This is a genomic window from Mesorhizobium sp. P171375, from assembly GCF_057786075.1.
The window spans coordinates 3,346,134-3,368,711 of record NZ_JBYNWF010000001.1; the positions used below are offsets into that span (position 1 = coordinate 3,346,134).

A 22,578-nucleotide genomic window follows, 5' to 3' on the forward strand; every position below is an offset into this window, starting at 1 on the left:
TCCGACTAAAGGTGGCGGTCACCGAGGAAGTCGAAGCCCGTTTCGAAGAAGTGACTGTAATTGCAGGTCAGTTCCTCGCCGGGCGCGATGTCGCGCAAGGCATAGGTCTCCTCGGGCGAGGAAACATCGCAATTCGGTTCCTCGTCATGGTTCATGTAGCGGGCATCGTCGGCTTCGAAGACGATGTAGTTCGGATCGCGGCGGTCGGGATAGGAATAGCGGTCGAGGTAGCTCTTCACCGGCCCGCTCTCGCCCTCATAGGTTTCAACGTCGATCAGCCGGTCAAAGCGCGGGTCGAGCTTCCAGACCAGCGTGCCCTTGGCAATGTGGGTCTTGGCGAAAACACCGATGCCCTGGATCGGCGATTTCTCGAGATAGGTGTCGACGAGCAACATAGTGGCCCCTTTGCGTATGTCATTGTCTGGCAGGTGGCGCGCATTGGGTAGCGTGCAGCCCTTACAATTGCGAGTGAAAATGAGCAGCGCGGAATTCAAAAAGTGATGATCGGCACGCCTCGACGGGGCGCGCCTTTCGCTCGACATCAGCGCTGCTGCAAGGCCAGACGAACGCCCAACGCGCAGTAGATACCGCCGACCACCTTGCCTTGCCATTTCACCACTAATGGATTGCGGCGCAGGAACGTACCGAGCCGGCCCGCGCTTACGGCAAAGACGACTGTGCTGAAAAGGCCGAGCAGAACAAAGATTATGCCCAACGTCATCAGCTGGAGCATTACCGATCCGTTTTCAGGCCGCACGAACTGGGGCAGGAAGGCGAGGAAGAAAAGCGCGGTCTTTGGATTGAGCACCTCGGTCAGGACAGCCTGTCGAAACGCCTTGCCGGCGGAGATCGCAAGCACGCCGGCAGTAGGGTTGGCCGGTGTTCTCTCGATGATCGCGCGAATGCCGAGGTAAACCAGATACGCCGCGCCAATGTATTTTACGATGCTGAACAGCGTTGCCGACGTGGCGATGATCGCCGAAATGCCTACCATCGCCATGACGGTATGGAACACATCGCCAGCCGCGACGCCGGCGCCCGTCGCGTTGCCAACCCGGGTCCCGGAACTCGTCGCTCGCGCCACCGTCAAAAGTGTGGCTGGGCCTGGAATGAACACAAAGCCAAGCACCACCGCCACGTAGGCCATCAAGGTGGATAGATCGATCATGACGCCCCCTTTGCAATCTCGGCCTTGCCCATCACCTTCAGCGCAAAGGAATAGGTATAGGCGATCTCCTCCAGCCTGGAAAACCGGCCCGACGCGCCGGCATGGCCGGAATCCATGTTGATCTTGAACAGCACCGGATTGGTCCCGCTCTTGCGCTCGCGCAGCCGCGCCACCCACTTGGCCGGTTCCCAATAGGTGACGCGCGGATCGGTGAGGCCGGCCAGCGCCAGGATCGGCGGGTAGTCGTGATCCGCGACATTGTCATAGGGCGAGTAGGAGGCGATGATCCGATAGTCCTCCGCTGATGCGATCGGATTGCCCCATTCCGGCCATTCCGGCGGCGTCAGCGGCAAGCTTGCGTCGAGCATGGTGGTCATCACGTCGACAAAAGGAACCTCGGCAACGATGGCGCCGAAACTGTGCGGCGCCATGTTGGCGATCGCGCCCATCAGCATGCCGCCGGCCGAGCCGCCTTGCGCGACGATGCGATCATGTTGTGTGTAACGCTCGGCGACGAGGTGCTGCGCGACGGCGATGAAATCGGTGAACGTGTTCATCTTGTGCGCCCGCTTGCCGTCATCATACCAGCCATAGCCCTTGTCCTTGCCGCCGCGGACATGGGCGATGGCAAAGACAAAGCCGCGGTCGACCAGCGAGAACCAGTTGGTGTTGAAGGCCGCCGGAATGGCGATGCCGTAGGAGCCGTAGCCGTAGAGCAGGCAAGGTGCCGAGCCATCGAGCGGCGTGTCGCGATGATGCAGCAGCGAGACCGGCACCAACTCGCCATCGGCGGCGGGCGCCATCAGCCGGCGCGTGACATAGCGGTCCGGATCGTGGCCGGACGGCACTTCCTGGGTCTTCAGCAGCACGCGCTCGCGGCTGCGCATGTTGTAGTCGAAGACCTGCGCCGGCGTCGTCATCGACGAATAGGTAAAGCGCATGATCTCGGTGTCATACTCATAGGATCCCGACAGGCCGAGCGAGAAGGCTTCCTCGTCGAACGAGATCAGGTGCTCCTCGCCGTTGCGGCGGTCGCGCACGACGATGCGCGGCAGGCCTTCCTTGCGCTCGAGCCTGACCATATGGTCCTTGAAGCCGACCACCGACAGGATCAGCCGGCCCGGTTCGTGCACCACCAGCTCTTCCCAGTTGGCGCGCACCGGGTCATCAGCCGGCGCCGTCATGATCTTGAAGTCCTTGGCGCCGTCGGCATTGGTGAGGATGAAGAAGATGTCGCCGCCTTCCTCCAGATCATATTGCAGGCCGATCTCGCGCACCGCCACCAGCTTGGGTTCCGCGAACGGCTCATCGGCGCGCATCAGGCGGTATTCCGAGGTTTCGTGATCGTTGATGCCGATCATGATCCATTTATTGGAGCGCGTGCCGCCGACATCCATGAAGAAGCCGGGATCGGTTTCCTCATAGATCAGCCGGTCATTTTGAGGGCTGTCGCCGAGCGCATGAAACAGCACCTTGGACGGGCGATGATTGTCGTCGAGCCTGGTGTAGAAGAAACCGTCATCGGCGGCATTCCAGGTGCCACCACCACTGGTGGCGTCTATCTGGTCAGGCAATTCCTTGCCGCTGGTGAGATCGCGCACGCGCAGCGTGAAGAATTCGGAGCCCTTATCGTCGAACGCCCACAAGAGCTTGCGGTGATCGGCCGAATGGTCGACGCCGCCGAGGCGGAAATACGGCTTGCCCTCGGCTTCCGCGTCGCCGTCGAGGAGGATCTGCTCATCGCCGCCATCGCGCGGCATGCGGAAATAGCGTGGTTGTTCGCCGCCAAGCTTGAAGGATGAGCCATAGGCATAGGGGCCATCCTTCATCGGCACCGTCGAATCGTCTTCCTTGATGCGCCCCTTCATCTCGCCGAACAGTTGCTTCTGAAGCTGTGCGGTATCGGCCATCAGCACTGTCTGATAGGCGTTCTCGGCTTCGAGATGGGCGCGGATGCGGCTATCGAGCAGGGAAGGATCTCGGAACATCGCCTGCCAGTTATCCGCCCTCAGCCAGGCATAATCGCCGGTGCGGGTGAAGCCGTGATGCGTGTCGAAGACTGGGTGTTTCTCAGGGCTCGGCGGGCGAGCGGTCGGAAAGGCTGGGGTCTTGGTCATTGCGTCTCACTGAAGAAGTTACTTGAATGGCAAATGAACACGCCGATCAGCGCGGGTTCAAGGGCAGGCAGGCATTGGTGGCGGCGGGCTCGGGAAGATGAGCTGCGGAAGATGTAAAGGAGGAGAGGATGACGAATTTCTATGTCAGCACCGCTGCGGCTCTCGCCGTCGCTTCGACCGTTCTGGCTTTCACCGGCCAGTCTCATGCAACCGCGTTCGCCGCTTGGCAAGTGGCTGGCGTGCCGTTCGGCGATACGCTCAACGTTCGCAAGTATCCGTCCAACGAATCCCAGAAGCAGGCGGCCTATCCCAACGGGACCATCCTGCAAATGACCGGCAAGTGCACCGAGGGGCTGAACCTTCTGGAGATCGCCGGCAAGCCGGACTGGAAACAGAAACAGGCAATTCGCTACCAATGGTGTCAAGTTTGGCACGACCCGGCGCAAAATGGCGGTTTTGTTGCTGGCTGGGTCTACGGAAAATATCTCGTTCCCTATTGAATCCGGTCTAAGCAGGTCTTCCTGCGGCGGGTTTCGCAAACACCTTGCAACTTCTGATTTTGTACGAATCCAGCAATTCAGCTATTCGAGCCTACAAAGCATAGGCTAAGCATCGCAATCCATTTTATGAGTCCTTGCTGATTTAGTGATGCGTGACCCTACGTCATGCCAGTCCTGGTCCGACCAGAAAATATCGCGAAGTTACAGAGTGCACGAAAGATTGAAGCTGAAGAGCGACTATTCGATGAATATCGTTGAATATAGCACAAGATGCGAATTGACTTACTTGGTCCGTAGGCTCATTAAGATGCCCGGACGCGAATCCATGAAGCTCTTCCCGCGTGAAATTCGCGCCATGCCCGATCTCTCAAAAAGGGCGCAAACAGAAACATCTTTCGTTGGGGCCTGAACACCATGGATATCGTCGAAACACCTTCCAGAAATAGCGATGCGCTGATCGAGTTGACCGCCGATGTGGTGGCCGCCTACGTCAGCAACAATCCCGTGCCAGTCGGCGAACTGCCGAATCTTATCGCCGACGTCCATGCTGCTCTCGGGCGTGTGGGCGGAGCAGGCGAACAGCCTCCTGCCGACAAGCAGAAGCCTGCGGTAAACCCGAAGCGCTCTGTTCATGACGACTACATCGTCTGCCTTGAAGACGGCAAGAAGTTCAAGTCACTGAAGCGTCATTTGATGACCCACTACGGTCTGACGCCCGATGAATACCGCGAGAAGTGGAATCTGGACGCCAGCTACCCGATGGTCGCCCCCAATTATGCCGCTGCCCGTTCGCAGCTGGCCAAGAAGATGGGCCTCGGTCGCAAGCGCAAGGGCCGGTAACACCGGCTCCAGTTCGACAAGATCAACGGCGCCTTCGAGGCGCCGTTTTTGTTTCCGGGGTCAAGCAGTTTGCTTGAGCGCCATCTCCGCGTCGCGCTTGATGCGCTTGACCATCGAGCGCAGACCGTTGGCGCGCTGCGGCGACAGATGTTCGTCGAGGCCGAGCGACTTCAGCGTCGCCTCGGCGTCGGTTTCCAGGATCTGGCTGGCGGACCGTCCCGAAAACAACGCCAGCATGATGGCGACCAGGCCGCGCACGATATGGGCGTCCGAATCGCCAGTGAAGGTGATGACGGGATCGGCGCCCGGGGCTTGTTCAGTGGTCAGCCAGACCTGGCTGACGCAGCCAGGCACCTTGTTCACGGCATTGCGTTCGGCGTCGGGAAATGGCGGCAGCGCTTCGCCGAGCTCGATCACATAGCGATAGCGGTCTTCCCACTCGTCGAGCAGGGAAAAGTCGTCGCGGATCGTCTGGATCGTCGTGGCCATTGCTTGGGATATAGTCATCCGCGGCCGCGGCGTCACGGAAAAAGAAGAAAAGCACCGCAGGCGCCGAGAGGTCCGACCGGCCTGCGGTGTCGCTGTAGAGACAGCGGAAACGGTGTTAGTTCTTCGCCACCAGCTTGGCAGGGATGTTGACGGTCGCCGGCAGCACGATGTCCTCGGCGACGCTGCCGGTGGCCAGTGAGGTATCGGGCGACGTCTCGGGCTCGGTGCCCTTGTCGTCCAGCATGGCGGCGGCGATCTTGGCGGTTTCCTTGGCCCGGGCGGTGATCGTATGCATCGCCGACTTGCCGGTCTCGCAGACATCGGGCTTGCGCTCGCAAATGCCGGCGATGTCGCCGACCGCCTCGCGCGCCGCAAACAGTGCCTGGATCGGCCCGACGCTCTCGTGGCCCTCTTCGTCGGAGCCGACGCTCAGTGGCAGCGCCAGCAGCACCAGCGAAAACCAGAACGCCATTCTTATCAGAAAGCCCATCGAATTGCCCTCTCGTCCATGACCGGATCATGCGTCCATGCGCCATGACCTCTTTTATCTCAGCGACAATGACACATGAGGCGCAAAGGACGGCTTGCTTGCCCAGTGAAAATTTTCCACAAATTTTAGGCAAATTCGAAACGAAGCATTTTGCAATACATTGGCTTCAAATGCCGGCGATTCCCTTAATCATGCACTAACCATCTAAGCGATTGTTATGCATGGATATATCCGAGAGTGCTGGCATGCCGGCTCAGGATTTTGCCGCCGCGGGCATGCCTTTTGCCCATAACGCTCCGTTTACTATGGCCGCAAATGACGGTGCATTCTGGCGCCTGCGCCGCAATTTTTGCCGCAGGGAGGACGTTGTTCCGGTCAGCCTTATTCATTCCTTAAACGCTCGATGCGAGTTTCAAACAAACAAAAACGACCTGCAAAGCAGGGGCAGTCACGACCGGGTGCGAGTGCGTTGAGTTGAGTTTGATAAAGGCCAGATATCTTGAACTGCCTGGCGCGCTGGCGGCCGGTTGCGAACGCATGGTCCATCCGGCCATCGTTGGCCGGGACGACCGCCTGCGCCAGCGCCGGTTCATCGGCATCATGCTTGCCGCTCCGTTCTTTGCCGCGGGTGCCGCGGTGACACTGGTCACCTCGGGCATGGGTGCCGCCGTCACTGTTGCAACAATCTTCGCAGCCTTCGGTCTTTGCTGGTTCGCCGCCTTGCTGGTGGCGGCGTCGGGCAAGATGGCGCTGGCCGCCCAGGTCGCGCTTGCCGCCGGCGGTCTTGCCCTTGCCGGCGCCATTGCGGCAGCGGGCGGCCTGGCGTCGCCGGTTGCGCTGCTGGCTCTGGCGCTGCCATTCGAAGCATGGTGGATCGCCGGTTCAAAGCGCGCGGCACTTTGGGGCGGCATTTCCGCCCTTGCTGCAGTGCTGCTGCAGCCCTTTGTCGGCTCTGTCGTCCCGCTCGGCGCGGTGCAAGTCGCGGTGTGGCACTGGCTTCTGCCGTTGGCCTGGGGGCTGACGCTGGTTCCCCGGCTTGCAGCCCTTGGCGATGCCGCCCGCGCGCCCGCGCTCCTTCCAAGCGACCGCCTCGAGGACATGATCGACGCCGTTGTCCTGCATGTTGCCCGGCATGGCGAGGTCCTGGATGCCTCGGCCAAGGCGCGCACCATCCTGAAGCTGCCGCCGGAACTGCTTTTCGGCGCCGGCCTGTTTGACCGCATCCATCTGTCCGATCGCGTTGCTTATCTGAGCGCGCTTGCCGACCTGCGCGATGGCGCCCTGGCGCGGCGGCTCGATCTTCGGGTACGGCTGCCCCAGGACGGCAATGCTCCGATGGCCGACAATTACCGGCCATTCCAGCTCGAACTGGTTCGGGCCGAAGGGCAGCAGGAAACCTTCACCCTGCTGCTGCGCGAAAACGACGAGATCGCCGAACTGCGCGACGAGCTTGCCGCCGCCAATGAGGCGGCAGCGTCGGCCGAGGTGGCGAAAGGCCGCTTCCTGGCCGTGGTCAGCCACGAGCTTCGCACGCCGCTCAACGCCATCATCGGTTTTTCCGATATGCTGCTGCACGAGATGTTCGGCGGCTTCAAGGACCCGCGCCAGAAGGAATATGTCGGCCTGGTCAGGGATTCGGGCCAGCATCTGCTTGCCGTCGTCACCTCGATCCTGGACGTCTCGAGGATCGAGGCCGGCGCCTACGCAACCGAGCCCGAACCGTTCCGCTTCATCGAGGCGGTCGAGATGTGCCAGTCGATGATGCAGTTGCAGGCCAACGCCAAGAATATCGACCTCCAGGCGCAGATTGCGCCGGACGCCGGCGAGATCAATGCCGACCGTCGCGCCGTGCAGCAGATCCTGATCAACCTCGTCTCCAATGCGATCAAATTTACGCCAGATGGCGGCGATGTCGTCGTCGGCGCCAAGCGGATCGGCACGCGGCTGCATTTCTGGGTCAGGGACACCGGCATCGGTATCGCCGAAGAGGATTTCGCCAATCTCGGCAAGCCGTTCATGCAGATCCAGAACGACTATACGCGCCGCTTTGAGGGCACCGGGCTCGGCCTGTCGCTGGTCAAGGGCCTGGTGGCCTTGCACGACGGCACGATGTCGATCGAGAGCATGCCGGGCGAGGGGACCACGGTCACGATCAGCCTGCCGGTGAACGGGCCGAAGAAGCGCGCGACCGACAGGAACGGCGTGCTGCCGATGCCCGCGACCAGGACGAAGGGCGACGCGAAAGGGGACAGGAATGGCTCGCTCCGCAAAACAGCCTAAGGCGGTCAAGCGCCGCAGCGGCGCTTTCGAGGCCGGCGCGGTTGCGCTCGGCGGAGCGATCTCGCGCAATCCGGTCCTGGTCGGCGGCTCGACAGCCTTTCTGGTGACGCTGTTCTACGTTTCCGCCAACGCGCTGTGGTACCAGCCGTTTCCGCATGCCGGTGCCTTCTTCGCCACTCGCAGCATCGAGGGTTTTCCGCACCCCGGCACGGACGAACCCGAAACCACCATCAACATACTGCGGCCTGGCCCGGCGCCGGCCAAGAGCGACCCGACGGTCGAGCAGGTGCAAGGCATCCTCAAGGACCTCGATTTCTACACCGGCACCGTCGACGGCATTTCCGGGCCGAATACCCAGAAGGCCATCCAGGCCTACCAGCAGAAGGTCGGTCTGCCGGCATCCGGCGAGATCGACGCCGTCCTGCTCGACCAGCTCGGCGCCAAGCAGACGACGGCCGGTATTCCCCATCCGGCGCCACGGCCCGTGGATATGGCCGCTGCTCCCGCTGCCGCGCCCGAGGCTACCCCCGCGCCAATTCCGGTCTCAGCACCGGCATCCGCCCAGGCGCCCGATCCTCGCATCGTCAAGATCCAGGCCGGGTTGAAGGCATTCGGCAATGACGACATGCAGCTCGACGGCGTCGTCGGCGCCCGCACCAAGGCCGCGATCAAGGAATTCCAGTCGCTGTTCGGCCTGCCGCAGACCGGCGAGCCGGACGAGGTCGTCTACGTCAAGATGCGCGAAATCGGCCTGACCAACTGAGCAGGCCGGACGACCGCTCGCCGATGGGCAAAAATCCGGCTAAGACCCTGCGCATGTCGTCCGGAACCCTGCCATGCGCGTAACCACCGATCTTTGGGTGTCGGCCCTGTTGCGCCGTGTGTTCGGCGCCGGCGGCTTTGCGGCCGTCGTCAAGCGCGGCGCGACCGAGGCCGGCACTGTCTTCGTGCTGTCGCGCGGCCGGCTGGGCGAGGTTTCCCTGTTCGGCCCGGCGCCGCAGACGAGCTACAATTCGGCCAAACCGGATGACCGGTTTTTCACGCTGCTCGGCTCTGGTGAAGACGCCAGCGTGCTCGACGCCAGGCTGGAGCGGGAGAAAAAATTCGATCCCGATATCTGGGTGGTCGAGATCGAGGCCGGTTCGGTTCCCGTCGAGGAGCTTCTCTCCGTCAAGATGCCTTGAGGCTGGCCTTGTCGCCATCCGGCACCTGGTCGGCGTTTGCGGCTACTGGTGCGTTGCCGCGCACCGCTCGCGACACTGTTTCGGCCTTCCAGCCGCGGAGCTTTTCGAGAGCCGCCTCGTGGTGCAGCAGCCGGTAGCGGTCGAGGAAGATGCGGATCGCCTGCGGGTGCGGGAATTCCCGGGGGTAAACGGCGACCGTGATCAGGAACGCCCTGTCCTCGCTGAGGTCGAGCGCCCGCAAGGCGGCAAGCAGCGAGAGGTAGCTCGACTGCTCGGTCAGCGCGCGCGCCGTCGAAAAGTCGATGTCGAGCGCATCAGCAAGCGCGGTCTGGAAGAAGGCGGCGTTGCCGGTCAGCGCCGTCTCGCGCAGCTTGCCGTAGGTTGCTGAGCCGACGAAGGGATTGACCGATGTCGCCTCGCCCTCGGCGAGCATCATCGAGCGTAGCCGGCGCCTGGCGTTTTCGGCAGTGCTGCCGGGCAGTTTTGGTGGGCTGGGAGCGGCGGGAGCGGATTCGGCGCTGTCGCCCGCCACTTCGGCGATAGGCTCGGGCTGCCGCACCCGCACCAGGGTTGGTTTCTCCAGCGCCTTGATCAGCTGCGCGATGGTCGGGTTCAAATCCTTGCGGCGGGCAATGGCGCGCGCGTGCGGCAGGCCGTGACGGCCGATCAGCGCAATCAGGTCGATATCGCTCAGGGCGCGGGAACGGACCAGCAAGGGCGCGCAGACATCAACCGGCTCCTCGCAAAGCCGCCGCACCAGGGCAGCCGGCGCATATTCGCATTCGGAGAGGGCAGCGGCGACATAGCGGCGCGATTCGACCGACACAGTCTCGAAAAGCGGCAGCGTCAGATCCTCGAGCTGGGCGATCTCGCGGCGTGACGGGCGGGTCAGCGAGCAGAACGCCGACACGGCGGCGCGAAATAGCCTTTCGGCTTTTCCCGATTCCGTCCGTATAGCGATTTGCCTGAAATCCGAAACTGACACGGAAGATACGCCCGATACTCGACACGACCCGGACCATGCTCAACCGCAACTGTGTCGGTTTCGCGTAAGGCCTGGGACAAACATCAAATTAGCGGCGATCCGTTAGCGCTCCGTTAACCCTCTGCCTGCCTTAATCACATTTGGAGGCGTTGCGTTGTGCTCCGGGGCAACCGAGAGGAATACGCGAATCATGGGCATGGTACTGTCTTTCGTGCCGCGACCGGCACCAGTCAATCGAGCAGTTCAGGACACCGGCACGCCGGCGGCGGTGATCATTTTCCCCGGCGTCCGCTACGAGCATCCGCCGGTGGCGGGCGGGGCGCGGCCGGCCGGTTCGGACAAGCCAGGCACACCAAACATGCCTGTTCCGCACCACTGAGCCGCCTCCTGATCAGGGCTGAAAATCAGTAGTCCTGCAGCTCGCAGGAACTCTGGTCCAGAAACTGCGACACAACCGGCTTCCAGCTGTCGTCAGGCACGAAGGCGCGGATGACGAAGATGCCTTCCTCGATCGGCGCTTCGACGAATATCGCCCCTTGGAGGTCTTCCGGAAGCTCCCGGCGCACGTCGATCATCTGTGCCGGCGTCAGCACCACGGTGTCGAGCTTGTTGCCGGTCGCTGTGTGGTCGTTGAAGGAATAGAAATTGTGGCCGTTGCGGTCGTAGACCGAGACCGACCAGAACGGTACGCTGCCCGGCGCCTTGATGCGCACCACGCCTTCGGCAAGGTCGAAGCGGCAGGCGGCGGCGTAAAACAGCGGATCGACCGACTTGACCACAGGCGCGCCGCCGGCCTCGGCGTCGAGCCTGGTCATCTTGTAGAGGTCTGAAGCCATCGCCAGCCGCGACCAGGCGTCGCGCTCGGTAAACTCCGGCACCAGCAAAAGCACCACGATGTGGACGATGCCGGCACCGAGCAGGCCGAGCAGGATGGCGTGCAGCAGCCTACGCATTGCAGCCCGCCTTGACGATACGGGGCAGCGTCACGTCGGAAAGGCCGGTGCTTGAGGCGATCGGCGTGTCGTAGAAGGTGAGCACGAAATACATCCGGCCAAAGCCTTCGGTCAGAAGCCAGTTGCCGGGCGCCGGGCGATTGCCGACGGCAATGACCACCGAATTGTCGGGCTGGCGCAGCACCTGGTAGGATTGCAGCGCCGCCAGGCGCGGCTTGCCGGTGTCGACCACGCCGAGCGATTGGTCGGCGGCATAAAGCGTCCAGAACCGGGCGGTCGGGAAACTGCCTTCGATCCTGTAGTCGCATTGCCGCTGAAACTCATCGCCGGCCGCATCGCGTTCGGCGATGAAGGACAAGCCTTCTGCCTTGCCGAGCGCCAGTACGCCTTCGCGCGCCACGCGCGCCTTCGAATAGGGGTCGGCATCTTGCGTGCCGATCTCGGGGAAGGCGGTCCATTGGCCGATGCTGATCGCGCCGACACCGCTCTGCGCCTGCAGCGCATACCAGACGCTGCCGCCGCCGCCGCCGATGGCAATGGCAAGCGAAAGCAGCGTGAAAAAGGCGGTCTTGAGCATGAAGAACCGGGACGAGAGAATTGTCGTTCGGGGATATAGTGGGGCAGGCCGCAGGGCAAGCGCCCCTGTGGAATGACGGATCAGAGCGCCGACAAGGTCTCCGGCGCCGATGGTGCGACCAGCACGGGCGCGGCCTGGAACACCTTGGTCATTTCGCGCAGTGTCTGCGTCGTGCGGCTGGACAGCACGGGCGGGCGCTCGGCGGCGGCATCCGCTGCCGCCTGATCGGCATTTTTCTTCTCCGCCTCCTCGGCCTTGGCGGCGATTTCTTCGTCGACAAAGGGCTTGTCGAGGCCGGGGATTGGCTTCAAGTCAATGTTCTGGTGCGCGTAGACCATCAGCCGCTGCCACACCATCGCCGGGAGCGTGCCGCCGGTCATGTTGCGGGTCGGGGTGAAGTCGTCATTGCCGAGCCAGACAGCGGCCGTGTAGTTGCCGGTGAAGCCGACGAACCAGGCGTCGCGGTAGGATTGCGTCGTTCCGGTCTTGCCGGCAACGACGATGTTGGGCAGCTGCGCGCGCCGCGCCGTACCGATCGCCGGCACCGCAGCCAGCATGGTGTTCATGTATTTCAACGCCTGTTCCGACAAAACCCGGTGCGGCGCAGGCGCATCCTTGGCGAAGTCGTAGACGACATCGCCGGTGCGGGTGACGAGCTGGGTAATGCCGTGGCGGGAGCCGGCGAAGCCGTCCTGCGCGAACACGCTGTAGCCCGTCGCCTGGTCCATCACCGTCATGCCCGATGTGCCGAGCACCATGGTCTTGTGCGATTCCAGCGGCGATTCCACGCCGAATGATTCCGCCATCGCCTTGATCGGACCGATGCCGAGATAGTCCTTGGCCAGCCGCACCGGCACGGTGTTGATCGACTTGGCGATCGCCGTGATCAGCGTCACATTGCCGGCCGAGCCGCCATTGTAATTGTGCGGCGACCAGCCGCCCCAACTAATCGGCCCGCCTGAAACAACGGAATCTGGCGTAAATCCATGTTCCATCGCGGTGGCGTAGACATAGGGCTTGAACGAGGAGCCGGTCTGGCGAAGCGCTTTGGTGGCGCGGTTGAACTGGCTGGCGCCATAGTCGCGGCCGCCAACAATGGCGCGCACCGCGCCATTGGTCTCGATCACCACAACGGCGCCTTCGGTGACGTTGTATTCCTTGCCGAACTGGCGGAGGTGGAATTCGACGGATTCTTCCGCCGCCTTCTGGATGTTGGCGTCGAATGTGGTGTGGGCGACCAGCGAATGCTGGCCGGGCTTGGCGATCTTCTTGACCTCGTCAAAGGCCCAGTCGAGGTAATAATCCGGGCTCTTCTGCTCGCCGCGGTCGACGATCTCGGCTGGGTGCAGCCGTGCCTGCAACACCTGGCCTTCTGTCATGAAGCCGGAATCGACGAGGTTGGACAGCACCACATTGGCGCGGGCGCGGGCAGCCGGCAGGTTGATGTGCGGGGCGTATTTGGTCGGCGCCTTGAACAGGCCGGCCAGCATCGCCGCCTCGGCGAGGTTCAGATCCTTGACGCTCTTGCCAAAATAGAAATCCGCCGCCGCCTCGATGCCGAACGTGCCGCCGCCCATATAGGCGCGGTCGAGATAGAGCTGCAGGATCTCCTTCTTCGACAGATTGGCCTCCAGCCACAGCGAAAGGAAAGCTTCCTTGATCTTGCGCTGCAAGGTCCGCTCATTCGACAGGAACAGGTTCTTGGCCAGTTGCTGGGTGATGCTGGAGCCACCCTGGACGACGGAATTGGCCCGCACATTCTCGAAGATGGCGCGCGACAGGCCGAGCACGTCGATGCCGTAATGCTCGAAGAAACGCCGGTCCTCGGTCGCCAGCACTGCCTTGATGACATGGTCCGGCATCTCGTCGACCGGCACCGAATCGCGCTGGATGATGCCGCGCTGGCCGATCTCGTTGCCGTAGCGGTCGAGGAAGGTGACGGCGAAATCGCCCTGGCTGCGCCAGTCGCCGGTGGTGATCTGGAAGGCCGGCATGGCCAGCGCCAGGAGCACCACAAAGCCGCCGGCGCCCATGGTGAAACCTTCGCTCAGCACCTCGATGATGCCGCGCCGCCAGCCGGTGACGCGGAAGCGTCGCGAAAAAATGGTTGCCGATTCCCAGAACTGGCCGGCCTTGAAGCGGATCTCGTAGAGCGAGGAATCGATCCACGCATCCACCGCCAGCAATGCGGCGGCGATCGGACCTCTTCTCCTTGGACGTCGTTCTAAAGGACTGGCCATTCCCGAAACTCACCCCACCCAAGACCTGAGAACCGCAAGCGGGCAATTTCAGGGCAGGGGTACCCGGCGAAGACTATTCGTCCATTTCAGCCCCGCTCACAAGGGTAGCCGGGCCACGCCGCACGGTTTGTTGACCGCCAACCGCTATTCTATCAGCGCGCAGCGATGAAGTGCATAAAATGCGCTACATCCGCATCGCTCGGCTCCTGGCCGGTGAAGGCGCGCAGATAGGCGGCGAGATGGCTGACCCGCGCCTCGACCGGCTCCTTGAGGTCGAGCACGTAATAGCCGATCTGCATGTAGTAGAGCACGCGCGCCCGGATGAAGGCGTCTTCGTCGTCATAGCCGTGGCGGCGATACATCTCGCGGATGGCGCCAAGACGGTCGTTGTCGGCCTGGTCGATGGCGGCGCGAACATCGTCTGAGCGCCGTGCCCATTCGCGGACGGCAAAATCGAGCCGCGGATCGAACAGGCGCTCGTCGGCCCAGCATTCGAAGACATTCAAGACGGCCACGATGATCGTCTCGGCAGGCCGCTTTGCCCGCTCGACGATCGCCTTGGTGTTGGTGTCATGCCAGTGGGTGAGCAACTGGTCGAGCAGGTCCTGGCGGCTCTGGAAATACCAGTAGAAGCTTGAGCGCGAGACGCCGAGTTTCTGGCCGAGCGTCAGCACCCGTACGCTCTCAATGCCATCCGAGATCAGCGTCTGCAGCGCCAGATTGATCCAGTCCGCGCGCGTCGCCTTGATGTTGCCGGACGCCGGTTCGTCCTGCGGTGGGATCATGATCATGGACCCACAAGTGGCATGGCGCGCGCCATCGTGCAAGCTCTGGACATAAGTGTCTAGACACATGTGTCCAGCATATGTATCGTGTAGGCATCCAACGAGAGGGAGAGGCTCGTGAAGTCGCATTATCGGGCGGTCGTTATTGGCGGAGGCGTGGTCGGCGCCTCGGTGCTGTATCATTTGGCGCGCTTCGGCTGGAGCGAGGTGGCGCTGATCGAGCGCGCCGAGTTGACCGCCGGCTCGACTTGGCATGCCGCGGCCGGCTTCCATGCCCTCAACGCCGATCCCAATGTCGCGGCACTGCAGGACTATACGATCAAGCTCTATCGCGAGATCGAGGCCGAGTCCGGTCAGAATGCCGGCCTGCACATGACCGGCGGCGTCAACATGGCGAGCGATCCGCAGCGCTGGGAGTGGCTGAAATCGGCCTGGGCGGTGTTCCAGTCGGTCGGCATCGAGACCGCGCGGCTGGTGACGCCCGAAGAGATCAAGGCAATGTGCCCGATCGTCGACGTCAACGGTGTGTTGGGCGGCCTCTATGATTCCAACGAAGGTCACCTCGATCCGTACGGCACGACGCATGCCTATGCCGGCGCTGCGAAAAAGCGTGGTGCCGATGTCATCCTGCGCAACCGGGTGCTCGATCTGAAGGCGCGCGCCGATGGCGGCTGGGATGTGCTGACCGAACAGGGCACGATCGTTGCCGAGCATGTCGTCAATGCCGCTGGTCTATGGGCCAAGCAGGTCGGCCGCATGGCCGGCGTCGAGCTGCCGGTGACGCCGATGGAGCATCATTACTTCGTCACCGAGGACATTCCGGAGGTCGCCGCGCTCGACGAGGAACTCGGCCTCGCCGTCGACCTCGACGGCTTTTCCTATCTGCGCCAGGAGCGCAAAGGTGTCCTGCTCGGCGTCTATGAGCAAAACCCAAAACATTGGAACATGGACGGCGCGCCGTGGGATTACGGTATCGAGCTGATCCCGGAGGATATCGATCGCATCAGCCCCGAACTCACCAAAGCCTATGAGCGCTTTCCGTGCCTGGCCACGGCCGGCATCCGCAAATGGGTCAACGGCGCCTTCACCTTCACCCCCGACGGCAACCCCCTCGTCGGCCCGGTTCGCGGTCTGAAGAATTACTGGGTTGCGTGTGGCGTCATGGCCGGCTTCAGCCAAGGCGGCGGCGTCGGCAAATCGCTGGCCGAATGGATGATCCATGGCGAACCGCAAGCCGACATATTCGGCATGGACATCGCCCGTTACGGCGCTTTTGCCGCCAACCGCGAATATCTGAAGCAGACGACGCGCCAGTTCTATGCCCGCCGCTTCGTCATGACCTTCCCCAATGAACGGCTGCCCGCCGGCCGGCCGTTGAAGCGCCCCGGCGCCTATGACGGCATGAGCGCGGCGGGTTGCGAATGGACGTCCTCCTGGGGGCTGGAAATTCCCGCCTATTTCGCGCCGATCGGCTTTCGCGAGGAGACGACGCTGAAGCGTTCCAACGCCTTCGATATCGTCGGCGACGAGGCGCTGCAGCTGCGCCGCGCCGCCGGTCTGGTCGATACGTCGGCCTTCTCGCGCTATGCCGTATCCGGGCCGGGCGCGGAGGCCTGGCTCGACCGGCTGCTGGCCTGCAGGCTGCCGAAGGCGGGGCGTGCGAAGCTGGCGCCGATGCTTGGGTCTGACGGGCGGCTCAAGGGCGATCTTACCGTGCTCAACTGGGGCGGCGGCGAATACTGGCTCATGGGTTCCTACTATCTCCGGGAATTTCACATGCGCTGGTTCGAGGCGCAAATGGTGCAAGGCGTCTCAATTGCGGATATCTCCGACACGATCAGCGGATTCCTCGTCACCGGGCCGAACGCGCGGGACATCGTGGCGCGGACCACGCATCAGGATGTCTCGGCGCAAGCCCTGCCGTTCATGGCTTGCGGCCAATTCGACATCGGCATGGTTTCGGCACGCGTGGCGCGGCTGTCGATCGCCGGTGAGCTTGGCTTCGAGATCAATTGTCCGGCCGTCATGCATGCGACCCTGCGCGAAACCCTGCTTGCCGCCGGCGCGGATCTTGGCTTGGCCGAAATCGGCTACTACGCGCTCAACGCATTGCGGCTGGAAAAGAGTTTTGGCATCTGGTCGCGCGAGTTCACGCAAGGCTATACGCCGGGCGAGACCGGGCTCGACCGTTTCATCGCCTTCGACAAAAGCGATTTCATCGGCCGCGAGGCGGCGCTGAAGGAGCGTGATGCCGGCGTCACACGACGGATCGTGACGCTGGAAGTCGACGCCGTCGATGCCGACGCCAGCGGCTTCGAGCCGGTCTGGCACAAGGGCCGGCGCGTCGGCTTCGTCACCTCGGGCGGCTATGGCTACACGGTTCGTAAAAGCGTCGCGCTGGCGTTGGTCGACGACGATTTCGCCGGGGAGGGAACCGACCTTTCGGTGCACATTGTCGGCGTCGAGCGGCCTGCACGTGTCATCGCGGCCTCACCCTACGACCCTGACGGCAAGGCAATGAGGCAATGAGGAGTGGTGGCCATGGTCGATGATGTCATAAGGGAGACCAGGCGCGAGCGCCGGCGCGGACACACCGGCGAGGCCGGCAGCGGGTCGAGCCGCCACCCGAATTATCGTTCGCTCAAAAACCCGTTCCTGCCGCAGCCGGTGTTTTCGGACGATCGCGTCGTCGCCATCCACGACACGGCGCTGCGCGTACTGGAAGAGCTCGGCATCAAGGTGCTGCTGCCCGAGGCGCGCGCGATTTACGCGAAAGCCGGTGCGCTGGTCGATGAGGACAGCCAGATGGTGCGCATCGGTCGAGACATCGTCGCGGCCGCACTGGCCTCGGCGCCAAAGTCGATCCCGGCGCTGGCCGGCGATCGCAGCCGAGACCTCACGCTCGAACTCGGCTCCATGACCTTCCTCGCCGGCGCTGGCGCACCTAACGTCACCGATCTCGAACGCGGCCGCCGGCCAGGCACGCTCGCCGCCTTCGAGGAATTGACCAAGCTCATCCAGCATTTCGACGTACTGCATATGCTTTGCCCCTGCATCGAGCCGCAGGATGTCGACAACCGTTTACGCCACTATGCCGTCAACCGCGCGCAGTTGACGCTGTCCGACAAGTTCCCCTTTGTCTTCGCTCGTGGAACGCCGCAGGTCGAGGATGGGTTTGAGATGATCCGGCTGGCGCGCGGGCTGTCAGAGGATGAATTCCGCGCTGGCGCCCATTGCTACACCATCATCAACACCAATTCACCGCGCCAGCTCGACATTCCGATGGCGCAAGGCATCATCGACTTCGCCCGCGCCGGGCAGGTCCTGGTCATCACGCCGTTCTGCCTCGCCGGGGCCATGGCGCCGATCACGGTCGCCGGCGCGCTGACGCTGCAGCATGCCGAGGCGCTCGCCGGTCTGGCACTGGCGCAGATCGTGCGCCCGGGCGCACCCGTGCTTTACGGTTCCTTCTCCTCCAATGTCGACATGAAGTCGGGCGCGCCGGCATTCGGCACGCCCGAACACGTCAAGGCGACACTTGGGGCCGGCCAACTGGCGCGCTTCATCGGCCTTCCCTGGCGTTCGGGTGCCGGCAGTGCCGCCAACATTTCCGATGCGCAGGCAGCTCATGAGTCGCAATTCGCCCTTTGGGGTTCGGTGCTTGCCGGCGCCACCGTCTGCATCCACGCCGCGGGCTGGCTAGAGGGTGGCCTGAGTGTCTCTTTCGAGAAACTGATCACCGACATCGAGGCAGTGCAGTCGATTGCCGAGCTTTGCGCGGCAACTCCTGGCGACGACGACGCGATCGGTTTCGAGGCCATCGCCGAAGTCCAGCCGGGTGGGCATTTCTTCTCGGCCGGCCACACCATGGCGCGCTACCGCACCGCCTTCTACGAGCCGCTGGTCGCCGACTGGTCGAATTTCGGCAACTGGACGCAGTCCGGTTCGAAGTCGGCCACCGAACGCGCCACCGGCATCTGGAAGCGGGTGCTTGCCGACTTCCAGCCACCGGCTTCGGCGGCTGCTACATCAGGTATTCTCGATGAATTCATAGCGCGGCGCACCGAACAGGGCGGGGCAGCACCGGTCTCGTGAAAGGAACGCAACCGGCAATGATAATCTACTGGGCCGCCGGGATATTGACCGGGCGGTCCTGTTTTTCACGCTATATGCACGCGGCCCGGATCACGGGCCGGCGTATCGCTCTCAGCGATCAGCGGAGCCCGCCGCTCACGCGCCGGGCCCCCTCCTCTGTCGTCACCGATCACGCATGCGCGTGCGGGTGATGAACGTCCCAGACTGCCCAGGCCGATGCGAGAACCACCAACACGCCAAGAACCACATGGGTTCCCATTGCGTTTGCGTTCGCCATAAAACCAAGCAGCCAGGGCGAGACGATCAGCCAGAGCCCGAGAACAAGATTCACCCACTCTTCCCACTCGGCGAATACGGAAAGCGTCGCGAAAGCCAGCGCACCGAGCACAACGCCAACAATCCAGGCGTTGTAAGCGGCAGTGGTTTCAGCGGCGAAGCCGACTATCCAGGGTGAGACGAACAGGCAAACGGCAAGGATCAGATTAATCAGATCCTGGCCACGTTTTCCTTCCATGAGTTTATTGGCCATGACAACCTCCATAGAGAAGCTTGACCAAAGCACTACGTTTCGCGTGCACCGCACGCTTAGTTGTTGATATAATTACGCTTCAAATGACCTTCAAGGACCTGCCCCAGGGCGGCCGATGGCTGCGAATTCATAGCGTAGCGCACCGAACAGGGTCGGGGCGGCCTCTAGAGGGTCAACGCAGGATGGCAACCGCCCGGCGCGAATAGGTGGTGTCGTCGAGTTGGCCGAGCATGAAGGCCGCCACATCGGCACGCGTCAATGTCGGCAGCAGGGATGCTGCCCGAATACCATTGCCGTGGCGGAATTCACCGGTTGCCGCACCGTTTGTGAGCTTGGGCGGCCGCACGATGGTCCAGTCGAGGCTGGATTGGACGATAAGCTTTTCCTTCGCCTCGTGATCGGCCACTTCGTTACGCAGCACAAGCGGCACTACGACACCGCCGAGCAGCGGCCCCAATTGCCGCCGGCTGTCGCGGACGCCAAGGAACGAAAGATAGATGAGCCGGGCAGGGCCGGTCCGCTGCATGGTATCGATGATGAAGCCGATGCCGGCAACCACAGCCGGGTCGTGTTTCAGCGGCACGCCGACCCCGAGACAGCTGAAAACTGCCTCATGCCCGCTGACGGCGTGCGTCACCGCCTGGTGATCGGCGACATCTCCGACGATCACCCTCAGGTTTTCATGGCTGACGGCAAGCTTGCTCGGGGTGCGAGCGAAGGCGGTAACCGCATGGCCTTTTGCCAGCGCCGCCGAGACGAGGACGCGCCCAGTGGCACCTGAGGCGCCAAAGATGAGCAGTTTCATCATCCGCTCCCCTGGAACTGATCAGCCTGCCGCGCCCCTGAGGAACGCGCCACCGGCTCACATCGGGCGCTTGTCGCCGGCCTTTTGCGGATCGCGGCGTGTTGTGCCGGTATCGGTCTGTCTGTGCTTGTCGGCGGCAATCCTGCGGATGCGGTCGAAGCGGCTTTCCTCGGCCGGCTTGGTCGCCGGAACGCGATTTGGCTTTGGTACGAAGGTAATCATCTGTCGATCTCCCTGTCGTTGCTGACTGCTGACTGGCGGAAATCCTTGGCGCGCCGGGGGAAATGCTCCCGGCGGCCGTTGTTCTGTGTATGCCCGTCCGGCTTTCCCGGGCGGGCAATTTCAGGCGGTGGTCAGTAGCCGCCCATGCCGCCGCCGCCGCCACCTGCCGGTGCCGCATCCTTCGGCGGAACGTCGGTGATCATCGCTTCGGCGGTGATCAGAAGCGCTGCGATCGAGCCGGCGTCCTGCAGTGCGGTGCGCACCACTTTCGCCGGATCGACGATGCCGGCCTTGATCATGTCGACATAGACCTCGTTCTGGGCGTCAAAGCCCTGATTATGATCCTTGCTGTCGGAGAGCTTGCCGACGACGATCGAGCCTTCGACGCCGGAATTCTCGGCGATCTGGCGGATCGGCGCTTCGAGCGCGCGCAGCACGATCGAAATGCCCGCCGTCACGTCTTCATTGGCGCCGGTCAGTCCGGCCAGAGCCGACCTGGCGCGCAGAAGCGCCACGCCGCCGCCAGGCACGATGCCTTCTTCCACCGCCGCGCGCGTCGCGTTCAGCGCGTCGTCGATGCGGTCCTTCTTTTCCTTCACTTCCGACTCGGTGACGCCGCCAACACGGATGACGGCAACGCCGCCGGCAAGCTTTGCCAGCCGCTCCTGCAGCTTCTCCTTGTCATAGTCGGACGTCGTCTCCTCGATCTGGCCCTTGATCTGGGCGATGCGCGCCTGGATGGTGGCCTTGGTGCCGGCGCCGTCGATGATCGTGGTGGTGTCCTTCTCGATCAGCACGCGCTTGGCGCGGCCGAGCATCTCGATGGTGACGTTTTCGAGCTTGATGCCGAGATCCTCGGAAATCATCTGCCCCGACGTCAGCACGGCGATGTCTTCCAGCATCGCCTTGCGGCGGTCGCCGAAGCCTGGCGCCTTGACGGCCGCGACCTTGAGGCCGCCGCGCAGTTTGTTGACGACCAACGTCGCCAGCGCTTCGCCCTCCACGTCTTCGGAGATGATCAGCAGCGGCCGGCCGCTCTGCACCACCGCCTCGAGGATCGGCAGCATCGCCTGCAGATTGCCGAGCTTCTTCTCGTGGATGAGGACGTAAGGCTCTTCCAATTCGACGCGCATCTTGTCGGCATTGGTGACGAAATAGGGCGAGAGATAGCCGCGGTCGAACTGCATGCCTTCGACGACGTCGAGTTCGGTGTCGGCGGTCTTGGCTTCCTCGACGGTGATGACGCCGTCATTGCCGACCTTGTCCATCGCCTTGGCGATCATGGCGCCGACGGTGGCGTCGCCATTGGCGGCGATGGTGCCGACCTGGGCGATCTCGGCCGAAGACTTGACCTTCTTGGCCTTCGCCTTGATGTCCTTGACCACGGCGGCGACAGCCTGGTCGATGCCGCGCTTGAGATCCATCGGGTTCATGCCGGCGGCAACGAGCTTGGCGCCTTCGCGCAGAATCGAGGCGGCCAGCACCGTGGCGGTGGTGGTGCCGTCACCGGCGAGGTCGTTGGTCTTCGAAGCCACTTCGCGCACCATCTGCGCGCCCATGTTCTCGAACTTGTCGGCAAGCTCGATTTCCTTGGCGACGGTGACGCCGTCCTTGGTGATGCGCGGCGCGCCATAGGCCTTGTCGATGATGACGTTGCGGCCCTTGGGGCCGAGCGTGACCTTCACCGCGTTGTTGAGGGTCTCGACGCCGCGCAGCATGCGGTCGCGCGCGTCGGTGGAGAATTTGATTTCCTTGGCAGACATTTTTTTTATCCAGTTCGCATTTGGAGTGGACCGTCACCGCGCAGATGCGCGGCGCTTCAGTCAGGCGGCCTTCTTGGCTTCGACAGCCTTTTCGATAACGCCCATGATGTCGGCTTCCTTCATGATCAGAAGGTCCTCGCCATCGATCTTGACCTCGGTGCCCGACCATTTGCCGAACAGGATGGTATCGCCAGCCTTGACGTCGAGCGGAACAAGCGCGCCGTTTTCGTCGCGTGCGCCGGGGCCGACGGCGATGACTTCGCCTTCCTGCGGCTTTTCCTTGGCATTGTCGGGAATGATGATGCCGCCCTTGGATTTGGTATCGCCTTCGGCGCGCCGGATGACGACGCGGTCGTGGAGTGGCCGAAACTTCATGAGAACTTCTTTCTGGGGCCTGCACAGGCGGCCACACCGCTCTTATAGGCGCGTTGGCACTCGATAGATAGGAGTGCCAAAAATTATTCGCGGGCAACTCAAAATATTAAAAAGTATTATGTGGCCTGTGGATTTCCAGATATCGCGCTCCGTCTAAATAATTCAAAAAATTGAATTTCTG

Annotated in this window: 23 protein-coding genes; 8 read left to right on the top strand and 15 right to left on the bottom strand. The window is 62.8% G+C overall.

Annotated features, from left to right (window positions below; translation table 11 throughout):
- Nucleotides 1-5: 5 nt before the first annotated feature.
- From ACYHH6_RS15965 to ACYHH6_RS15975, 3 genes are all read right to left on the bottom strand, one after another.
- Nucleotides 6-395, bottom strand: a complete 390-nt coding sequence (locus ACYHH6_RS15965) for an SET domain-containing protein (RefSeq protein ID WP_352584843.1) — start codon at nt 393-395, stop codon at nt 6-8.
- A 146-nt stretch (nt 396-541) separates the two neighbouring features.
- Complete coding sequence (locus tag ACYHH6_RS15970) at nt 542-1,168, bottom strand: LysE family translocator (RefSeq protein ID WP_352584844.1); 627 nt, start codon at nt 1,166-1,168, stop codon at nt 542-544.
- On the bottom strand, nt 1,165-3,285 hold the full coding sequence (locus tag ACYHH6_RS15975; protein WP_352584846.1) for a S9 family peptidase: 2,121 nt from the start codon (nt 3,283-3,285) through the stop codon (nt 1,165-1,167). The genes ACYHH6_RS15970 and ACYHH6_RS15975 overlap by 4 nt, the downstream gene beginning before the upstream one ends.
- Before the next feature lie 128 nt (nt 3,286-3,413).
- Here ACYHH6_RS15975 and ACYHH6_RS15980 point away from each other — a divergent pair, with 128 nt between their 5' ends.
- Nucleotides 3,414-3,785 carry an SH3 domain-containing protein gene (locus ACYHH6_RS15980; RefSeq protein WP_352584847.1) on the top strand — a complete coding sequence of 124 codons (372 nt, stop codon included), beginning with the start codon at nt 3,414-3,416 and terminating at the stop codon, nt 3,783-3,785.
- Between the two features lie 414 nt (nt 3,786-4,199).
- Entirely contained in the window at nt 4,200-4,625 is a 426-nt protein-coding gene (locus ACYHH6_RS15985; RefSeq protein ID WP_352584849.1) for a Ros/MucR family transcriptional regulator, read from the top strand.
- A 60-nt stretch (nt 4,626-4,685) separates the two neighbouring features.
- Here the strand turns inward: ACYHH6_RS15985 and ACYHH6_RS15990 are convergent, their stop codons facing one another.
- Together ACYHH6_RS15990 and ACYHH6_RS15995 are read right to left on the bottom strand one after the other, a co-directional pair.
- Nucleotides 4,686-5,114, bottom strand: a complete 429-nt coding sequence (locus ACYHH6_RS15990) for a SufE family protein (RefSeq protein ID WP_352585234.1) — start codon at nt 5,112-5,114, stop codon at nt 4,686-4,688.
- Between the two features lie 115 nt (nt 5,115-5,229).
- Nucleotides 5,230-5,604 (bottom strand): DUF5330 domain-containing protein, encoded by a 375-nt coding sequence (locus ACYHH6_RS15995; protein ID WP_142866640.1) that lies wholly within the window; start codon nt 5,602-5,604, stop codon nt 5,230-5,232.
- A 537-nt stretch (nt 5,605-6,141) separates the two neighbouring features.
- Between ACYHH6_RS15995 and ACYHH6_RS16000 the strand changes: the two genes are divergently transcribed.
- The 3 genes from ACYHH6_RS16000 (at nt 6,142) to ACYHH6_RS16010 (ending at nt 9,068) form a co-directional block, all read left to right on the top strand.
- Complete coding sequence (locus tag ACYHH6_RS16000) at nt 6,142-7,884, top strand: sensor histidine kinase (RefSeq protein WP_352585235.1); 1,743 nt, start codon at nt 6,142-6,144, stop codon at nt 7,882-7,884.
- Nucleotides 7,859-8,647 (top strand): peptidoglycan-binding domain-containing protein, encoded by a 789-nt coding sequence (locus ACYHH6_RS16005; RefSeq protein ID WP_352584851.1) that lies wholly within the window; start codon nt 7,859-7,861, stop codon nt 8,645-8,647. Before ACYHH6_RS16000 ends, ACYHH6_RS16005 begins: the two co-directional genes overlap by 26 nt.
- Nucleotides 8,648-8,720: 73 nt before the next feature.
- Complete coding sequence (locus ACYHH6_RS16010; protein WP_488500443.1) at nt 8,721-9,068, top strand: DUF1491 family protein; 348 nt, start codon at nt 8,721-8,723, stop codon at nt 9,066-9,068.
- Here the strand turns inward: ACYHH6_RS16010 and ACYHH6_RS16015 are convergent.
- A complete protein-coding gene (locus ACYHH6_RS16015; protein ID WP_352584853.1) occupies nt 9,055-10,053 on the bottom strand; it encodes a hypothetical protein in 999 nt (332 codons plus the stop codon). The two genes, ACYHH6_RS16010 and ACYHH6_RS16015, sit on opposite strands and share 14 nt — an antisense overlap.
- Nucleotides 10,054-10,243: 190 nt before the next feature.
- Here ACYHH6_RS16015 and ACYHH6_RS16020 point away from each other — a divergent pair, with 190 nt between their 5' ends.
- Complete coding sequence (locus ACYHH6_RS16020) at nt 10,244-10,432, top strand: hypothetical protein (protein WP_352584855.1); 189 nt, start codon at nt 10,244-10,246, stop codon at nt 10,430-10,432.
- Nucleotides 10,433-10,457: 25 nt separating this feature from the next.
- On the opposite strand, the gene ACYHH6_RS16025 is transcribed toward ACYHH6_RS16020, so the two are convergent.
- The 4 genes from ACYHH6_RS16025 to ACYHH6_RS16040 form a co-directional block, all read right to left on the bottom strand.
- Nucleotides 10,458-11,006 carry a DUF1254 domain-containing protein gene (locus ACYHH6_RS16025; RefSeq protein ID WP_352584857.1) on the bottom strand — a complete coding sequence of 183 codons (549 nt, stop codon included), beginning with the start codon at nt 11,004-11,006 and terminating at the stop codon, nt 10,458-10,460.
- Nucleotides 10,999-11,583: a DUF1214 domain-containing protein gene (locus ACYHH6_RS16030; RefSeq protein ID WP_352584859.1), complete on the bottom strand. Its 585-nt coding sequence runs from the start codon at nt 11,581-11,583 to the stop codon at nt 10,999-11,001. Before ACYHH6_RS16030 ends, ACYHH6_RS16025 begins: the two co-directional genes overlap by 8 nt.
- Nucleotides 11,584-11,663: 80 nt before the next feature.
- A complete protein-coding gene (locus ACYHH6_RS16035; RefSeq protein ID WP_352584860.1) occupies nt 11,664-13,823 on the bottom strand; it encodes a transglycosylase domain-containing protein in 2,160 nt (719 codons plus the stop codon).
- Between the two features lie 152 nt (nt 13,824-13,975).
- On the bottom strand, nt 13,976-14,614 hold the full coding sequence (locus tag ACYHH6_RS16040) for a TetR/AcrR family transcriptional regulator (RefSeq protein ID WP_352584862.1): 639 nt from the start codon (nt 14,612-14,614) through the stop codon (nt 13,976-13,978).
- Nucleotides 14,615-14,725: 111 nt separating this feature from the next.
- Between ACYHH6_RS16040 and ACYHH6_RS16045 the strand changes: the two genes are divergently transcribed.
- Both ACYHH6_RS16045 and ACYHH6_RS16050 read left to right on the top strand, forming a co-directional pair.
- On the top strand, nt 14,726-17,137 hold the full coding sequence (locus ACYHH6_RS16045) for a GcvT family protein (protein WP_352584864.1): 2,412 nt from the start codon (nt 14,726-14,728) through the stop codon (nt 17,135-17,137).
- A gap of 12 nt (nt 17,138-17,149) precedes the next feature.
- The gene (locus ACYHH6_RS16050) at nt 17,150-18,703 is read left to right on the top strand and encodes a trimethylamine methyltransferase family protein (protein ID WP_352584865.1); all 1,554 of its coding nucleotides are present in this window, start codon (nt 17,150-17,152) and stop codon (nt 18,701-18,703) included.
- A gap of 169 nt (nt 18,704-18,872) precedes the next feature.
- Here ACYHH6_RS16050 and ACYHH6_RS16055 read toward each other — a convergent pair whose 3' ends face one another.
- The 5 genes from ACYHH6_RS16055 to groES form a co-directional block, all read right to left on the bottom strand.
- A complete protein-coding gene (locus ACYHH6_RS16055) occupies nt 18,873-19,232 on the bottom strand; it encodes an SPW repeat protein (RefSeq protein ID WP_112564283.1) in 360 nt (119 codons plus the stop codon).
- A 172-nt stretch (nt 19,233-19,404) separates the two neighbouring features.
- Nucleotides 19,405-20,037, bottom strand: coding sequence for an NAD(P)-dependent oxidoreductase (locus ACYHH6_RS16060; protein ID WP_352584867.1), 633 nt, complete (start codon nt 20,035-20,037; stop codon nt 19,405-19,407).
- Between the two features lie 57 nt (nt 20,038-20,094).
- The gene (locus ACYHH6_RS16065; protein WP_352584868.1) at nt 20,095-20,259 is read right to left on the bottom strand and encodes a hypothetical protein; all 165 of its coding nucleotides are present in this window, start codon (nt 20,257-20,259) and stop codon (nt 20,095-20,097) included.
- A 131-nt stretch (nt 20,260-20,390) separates the two neighbouring features.
- Nucleotides 20,391-22,022, bottom strand: coding sequence for a chaperonin GroEL (gene groL, locus ACYHH6_RS16070; RefSeq protein WP_352584869.1), 1,632 nt, complete (start codon nt 22,020-22,022; stop codon nt 20,391-20,393).
- A gap of 60 nt (nt 22,023-22,082) precedes the next feature.
- The gene (groES, locus tag ACYHH6_RS16075) at nt 22,083-22,397 is read right to left on the bottom strand and encodes a co-chaperone GroES (protein ID WP_352584871.1); all 315 of its coding nucleotides are present in this window, start codon (nt 22,395-22,397) and stop codon (nt 22,083-22,085) included.
- Nucleotides 22,398-22,578: the final 181 nt, after the last annotated feature.

What these genes read in the sequence shown, in the direction of transcription:
- ACYHH6_RS16005 (WP_352584851.1), top strand. Translation starts at nt 7,859, where the DNA reads ATGGCTCGCTCCGCAAAACAGCCTAAGGCGGTCAAGCGCCGCAGCGGC.
- ACYHH6_RS16065 (WP_352584868.1), bottom strand. Translation starts at nt 20,259, where the DNA reads ATGATTACCTTCGTACCAAAGCCAAATCGCGTTCCGGCGACCAAGCCG.
- ACYHH6_RS16055 (WP_112564283.1), bottom strand. Translation starts at nt 19,232, where the DNA reads ATGGCCAATAAACTCATGGAAGGAAAACGTGGCCAGGATCTGATTAAT.
- ACYHH6_RS16040 (WP_352584862.1), bottom strand. Translation starts at nt 14,614, where the DNA reads ATGATCATGATCCCACCGCAGGACGAACCGGCGTCCGGCAACATCAAG.
- ACYHH6_RS16010 (WP_488500443.1), top strand. Translation starts at nt 8,721, where the DNA reads ATGCGCGTAACCACCGATCTTTGGGTGTCGGCCCTGTTGCGCCGTGTG.
- ACYHH6_RS16000 (WP_352585235.1), top strand. Translation starts at nt 6,142, where the DNA reads ATGGTCCATCCGGCCATCGTTGGCCGGGACGACCGCCTGCGCCAGCGC.
- ACYHH6_RS15970 (WP_352584844.1), bottom strand. Translation starts at nt 1,168, where the DNA reads ATGATCGATCTATCCACCTTGATGGCCTACGTGGCGGTGGTGCTTGGC.
- groES (WP_352584871.1), bottom strand. Translation starts at nt 22,397, where the DNA reads ATGAAGTTTCGGCCACTCCACGACCGCGTCGTCATCCGGCGCGCCGAA.
- ACYHH6_RS16060 (WP_352584867.1), bottom strand. Translation starts at nt 20,037, where the DNA reads ATGAAACTGCTCATCTTTGGCGCCTCAGGTGCCACTGGGCGCGTCCTC.
- ACYHH6_RS16030 (WP_352584859.1), bottom strand. Translation starts at nt 11,583, where the DNA reads ATGCTCAAGACCGCCTTTTTCACGCTGCTTTCGCTTGCCATTGCCATC.
- ACYHH6_RS16020 (WP_352584855.1), top strand. Translation starts at nt 10,244, where the DNA reads ATGGGCATGGTACTGTCTTTCGTGCCGCGACCGGCACCAGTCAATCGA.
- ACYHH6_RS15985 (WP_352584849.1), top strand. Translation starts at nt 4,200, where the DNA reads ATGGATATCGTCGAAACACCTTCCAGAAATAGCGATGCGCTGATCGAG.
- ACYHH6_RS16035 (WP_352584860.1), bottom strand. Translation starts at nt 13,823, where the DNA reads ATGGCCAGTCCTTTAGAACGACGTCCAAGGAGAAGAGGTCCGATCGCC.
- ACYHH6_RS15980 (WP_352584847.1), top strand. Translation starts at nt 3,414, where the DNA reads ATGACGAATTTCTATGTCAGCACCGCTGCGGCTCTCGCCGTCGCTTCG.
- ACYHH6_RS15990 (WP_352585234.1), bottom strand. Translation starts at nt 5,114, where the DNA reads ATGGCCACGACGATCCAGACGATCCGCGACGACTTTTCCCTGCTCGAC.
- ACYHH6_RS16050 (WP_352584865.1), top strand. Translation starts at nt 17,150, where the DNA reads ATGGTCGATGATGTCATAAGGGAGACCAGGCGCGAGCGCCGGCGCGGA.
- groL (WP_352584869.1), bottom strand. Translation starts at nt 22,022, where the DNA reads ATGTCTGCCAAGGAAATCAAATTCTCCACCGACGCGCGCGACCGCATG.
- ACYHH6_RS16025 (WP_352584857.1), bottom strand. Translation starts at nt 11,006, where the DNA reads ATGCGTAGGCTGCTGCACGCCATCCTGCTCGGCCTGCTCGGTGCCGGC.
- ACYHH6_RS15995 (WP_142866640.1), bottom strand. Translation starts at nt 5,604, where the DNA reads ATGGGCTTTCTGATAAGAATGGCGTTCTGGTTTTCGCTGGTGCTGCTG.
- ACYHH6_RS15975 (WP_352584846.1), bottom strand. Translation starts at nt 3,285, where the DNA reads ATGACCAAGACCCCAGCCTTTCCGACCGCTCGCCCGCCGAGCCCTGAG.
- ACYHH6_RS15965 (WP_352584843.1), bottom strand. Translation starts at nt 395, where the DNA reads ATGTTGCTCGTCGACACCTATCTCGAGAAATCGCCGATCCAGGGCATC.